The organism is Porticoccus sp. (genome assembly GCF_041592135.1).
Lineage (GTDB): Bacteria > Pseudomonadota > Gammaproteobacteria > Pseudomonadales > Porticoccaceae > Porticoccus.
Window position 1 is genome coordinate 1 of record NZ_JBFHQR010000181.1, and the last position, 3,580, is coordinate 3,580.

Annotated in this window: 5 protein-coding genes; all 5 read right to left on the bottom strand. The window is 64.3% G+C overall.

The window, feature by feature from the left end; genetic code table 11:
- Positions 1–671 (bottom strand): nucleotide-binding protein (locus ABY948_RS11700; protein WP_461482713.1); only part of this gene is annotated, 671 nt, incomplete at its 3' end.
- Positions 668–1,234 (bottom strand): hypothetical protein, encoded by a 567-nt coding sequence (locus ABY948_RS11705; protein WP_461482714.1) that lies wholly within the window; start codon positions 1,232–1,234, stop codon positions 668–670. The genes ABY948_RS11700 and ABY948_RS11705, both read right to left, overlap by 4 nt.
- Positions 1,231–2,706 carry a cobyric acid synthase gene (locus ABY948_RS11710; protein WP_461482715.1) on the bottom strand — a complete coding sequence of 492 codons (1,476 nt, stop codon included), beginning with the start codon at positions 2,704–2,706 and terminating at the stop codon, positions 1,231–1,233. The genes ABY948_RS11705 and ABY948_RS11710 overlap by 4 nt, the downstream gene beginning before the upstream one ends.
- A 1-nt stretch (position 2,707) precedes the next feature.
- Positions 2,708–3,319, bottom strand: a complete 612-nt coding sequence (gene cobO, locus ABY948_RS11715) for a cob(I)yrinic acid a,c-diamide adenosyltransferase (protein ID WP_461482716.1) — start codon at positions 3,317–3,319, stop codon at positions 2,708–2,710.
- Positions 3,320–3,372: 53 nt separating this feature from the next.
- Positions 3,373–3,580, bottom strand: a 208-nt coding sequence (locus ABY948_RS11720) for a hypothetical protein (RefSeq protein ID WP_461482717.1), incomplete at its 5' end; no start/stop codon positions are given.

The following is a 3,580-nucleotide window of genomic DNA, read 5'->3' on the forward strand; positions in this document are numbered from 1 at the left end:
CTGAACGCAACGGGTTCCGGCAGCTGCGCCAGTGGCGCCTCTGCCAGCAGGTCCGCCGCCGCATCCAGCCGCTGTTCCAGATCGTCGATATCCATTGCCTGGTGCAGGCCGAGATGGCGCTCCGGCAACTCGATGGCGGCGGAGCGGGAAATGCCGCCGAGCCAGGGCACCGCTGCCAGGCTGTCCCGTAACATTTTGGCATGACCTTCACTGGCCACCCGATTGGCGACCACCCCGGCGAAACTCAGGTCCGCCCGATAGCTGGCCAGGCCCTGGGCCACCGCGCCGAAAGTCTGGGCCATGGCGGAGGCATCAATGACCGCCGCCACCGGCAGGCCGAACTTCAACGCCAGATCGGCGCTGCTGGGCTCACCGTCAAACAGCCCCATCACCCCTTCCACCAGAATCAGGTCGGCCTCACAGGCCGCCTCATAAAGCAGCCGGCGACACTGGGGCTCCCCCACCATCCACAGGTCCAGTTGATGCACCGCAGCACCGCTGGCCACCCGGTGGATCATCGGGTCGATGAAATCCGGCCCGGTCTTGAACACCCGCACCTTGAGGCCGCGGCGGCGATGGTAGCGGGCCAGGGCCGCCACCAGGGTAGTCTTGCCCTGCCCCGACGCCGGGGCGGCAATCAACAGCGCCGGACAGCAGACGGTTTCGCTCATCGCTTGCGCAACGGGTCCAGCGCGGTGACTGGTGCGGCCAGCAGCAGCTGGAACAGCGCCGCCAGTCCCAGATAGCACAGTGGCGTCACCAGGTAGCGGGGATAGTAGAGCGCAACCCGCTGGGCCGCCTCGGCCCATGAGGGCTGAAAGTAACCGGCGAACAGGTAGAAGCTGCCGGAAGAAATCACAAATGCCAGGGTAATCGCCGCCAAGATCAGCGCGCCGAACTGCAACCAGGCGCGGGGACTGTGCAAGGCCTGCTTGCTACCCCAAACACCCGCCCACCAGAGGCAGAAATAGGTGGGCAGCAGAAAGCCGTAGGCCGAGGTGACACAGAAACTGCTGACCCCGCGCACCTGGATGGCCCAGTAGTCGCTGGCGACCGCCAGCACACAGAACAGCAGAAAGTACGGCAAGCGGCGCAGGTGGAAGCCGGCCAGCAAAAACACCGCCAGGGAGGCGTCCGGCAGGCTGATGGCGGAACCGAAGTGTTTGGATCGGGTCACCAGCATCAACAGCACCAGTGCCGCGCTGATCAGCAGGGTTTTAACAGTGGTGGTCATGGTTGTATTCCTTGTTGTTGATCGCACCATTGCGGGAACAGTGCGGAAAAATTGAGTGATTGATTGAGGGTATCGGCAAGGCGATTCAGCTGCTGCTCGCGAATGGCACCGCAGTCGATTACCTGGGGTTCGGCGAGACCAGCCCACTGCAACAGTGCCTGGCAGGCCTCGGGATGGTCGAACAGCCCGTGCAGGTAGGTGCCCAACACCTGGCCATCGGCGGACATGGCGCCATCGCCGCGGCCATCGGACAGCTCCAGCAATGGCGCGCTGTCATGCCCGGTGGTGATGCCGCAGTGGATTTCGTAACCTTCACAGGCCACGTCGTTGAGGGCCAGGCGGCCACTGACCCGCTGCAGCTGCTTGTGCTCCGCCAGGGTGGTCTCCACCGCCAGCCAGCCCAGCCCCGCTGAGCAACCGGGTGAGGATTCCACACCAGAGGGATCGTCGATGCGCTGGCCCAACATTTGATAGCCGCCGCAGATACCCAGCAGCTTGCCACCGTAGCGCAGGTGGCGGGCAATGGCCTGCTCCCAGCCGTTGTCCCGCAACCACTGCAGGTCCTGCCGCACGCTTTTGCTGCCCGGCAGGATAATCAGGTCGGCGGGGGGAATCGGCTCGCCGGGGCCCAGGTAGCGCAGGTTCACCTGCGGGTGCAGGCGCAGCGGGTCGAAGTCGGTGTGATTGCTGATACGCGGCAGCACCGGCACCAGCACCTCGAGGGAGGGCAACATCGTATCCTGCACCTGGCTGTCATCGATGGCGTCCTCCGCGTCCAGGCGCAGGCCGTGCAGGTAGGGGATCACGCCGAGCACCGGCTTGCCGGTCTCCACCTCCAGCCAGTCCAGCCCCGGCTGCAACAGGGCGATGTCGCCGCGAAAGCGGTTGATGACAAAGCCGCACACCCGCTGCCGCTCTGAGTCGGACAACAGCGCCAGGGTGCCCACCAGGTGGGCAAACACGCCGCCGCGATCGATATCCGCCACCAGGATCACCGGGCAGTCGACCGCCTCGGCAAAACCCATGTTGGCGATATCGTTGTCCCGCAGGTTGATCTCCGCCGGGCTGCCGGCACCCTCCACCACCACCGCCTGGTACTGCTCACTCAGGCGGCCATAGGACTGCAACACCGCCTGGCGGGCGATGCGCTTGTAACGGTGGTAGTCGGCGGCATCCATGGTGCTCATGGCGTGGCCCTGGATGATGACCTGGGCGCCGGTATCGCTGGACGGTTTCAGCAACACCGGGTTCATATCGGTGTGGGGTTCGAGAAAACAGGCACAGGCCTGTAGCGCCTGGGCGCGACCGATTTCACCGCCTTCAGGTGTCACGGCACTGTTGAGGGCCATGTTCTGGGGCTTGAACGGCGCCACCGCCACCCCGCGCCGGGCCAGCCAGCGGCACAGCCCCGCCACCAGCACCGTCTTGCCGGCATCGGAGGTGGTCCCCTGCACCATCAGCGTCACGGTCATCTCAGAAGTCCACCCCCCGACGGGCTTTGACGCCCGCCTTGTAGGCGTGCTTGATCTCGCGGATTTCCGATACGGTGTCCGCCAGTTCCCGCAGGGCGCTGCCGCCGCCGCGTCCGGTGACCACCACGGTCTGGTTGCGCGGCCGGTTGGCCAGCGCGGCCAGCACCTTTTCCTCGTCCAGGTACTTGTAGCTGAGCATGTAGGTGAGTTCGTCCAGCACCACCAGGTGGTAGCTGTCGTCACGCAACATGGGTTCGACCACCGCCCAGGTCTGCTCGGCGGCGGCGATGTCGCCGTCCCGATCCTGGGTATTCCAGGTGAAGCCGGTGCCCATCTGGTAAAAGTCCACCTGGGGGCACTGGTCCCGCAGGTAGATCTCTTCGCCGGACAGCTGCTGGCCCTTGATAAACTGCACCACGCCAACCTTGTAGCCATAACCGAGGCTGCGCATCACCATGCCAAAGGCGGAGCTGGACTTGCCCTTGCCGTCGCCGGTGAGCAGGATGATCACCCCCCGCTCGTCCTGGGCGGCGGCGATGGACTGATCCACCTTTTCCTTCTGTTTCTGCATCTTGCGCTTGTGGCGCTCGGCATCTCGCTGCTGGTCTGTCATGGGCTGTTTATCCCTCTGTCAGTGGTTGTGACTGATGGCCGGACTGGATGACATCAGATGGCGTAGGTCAGTTTCAGCATCCAGTTGGCGTCATCTTCGTTGTATTTGGCCCAGCTACTGCCATTGGTACGGTAGTGCTTGTCGAGGATGTTGTTCACCTTCAACTGGGCCTTGAGCCTCGGGGTGACATCATAGCCAAAGCGCACATCGAGCAGCGAATAACCGCCCAGACTGTCGTCGTTGTTGGTGTCCAGGAAGCGC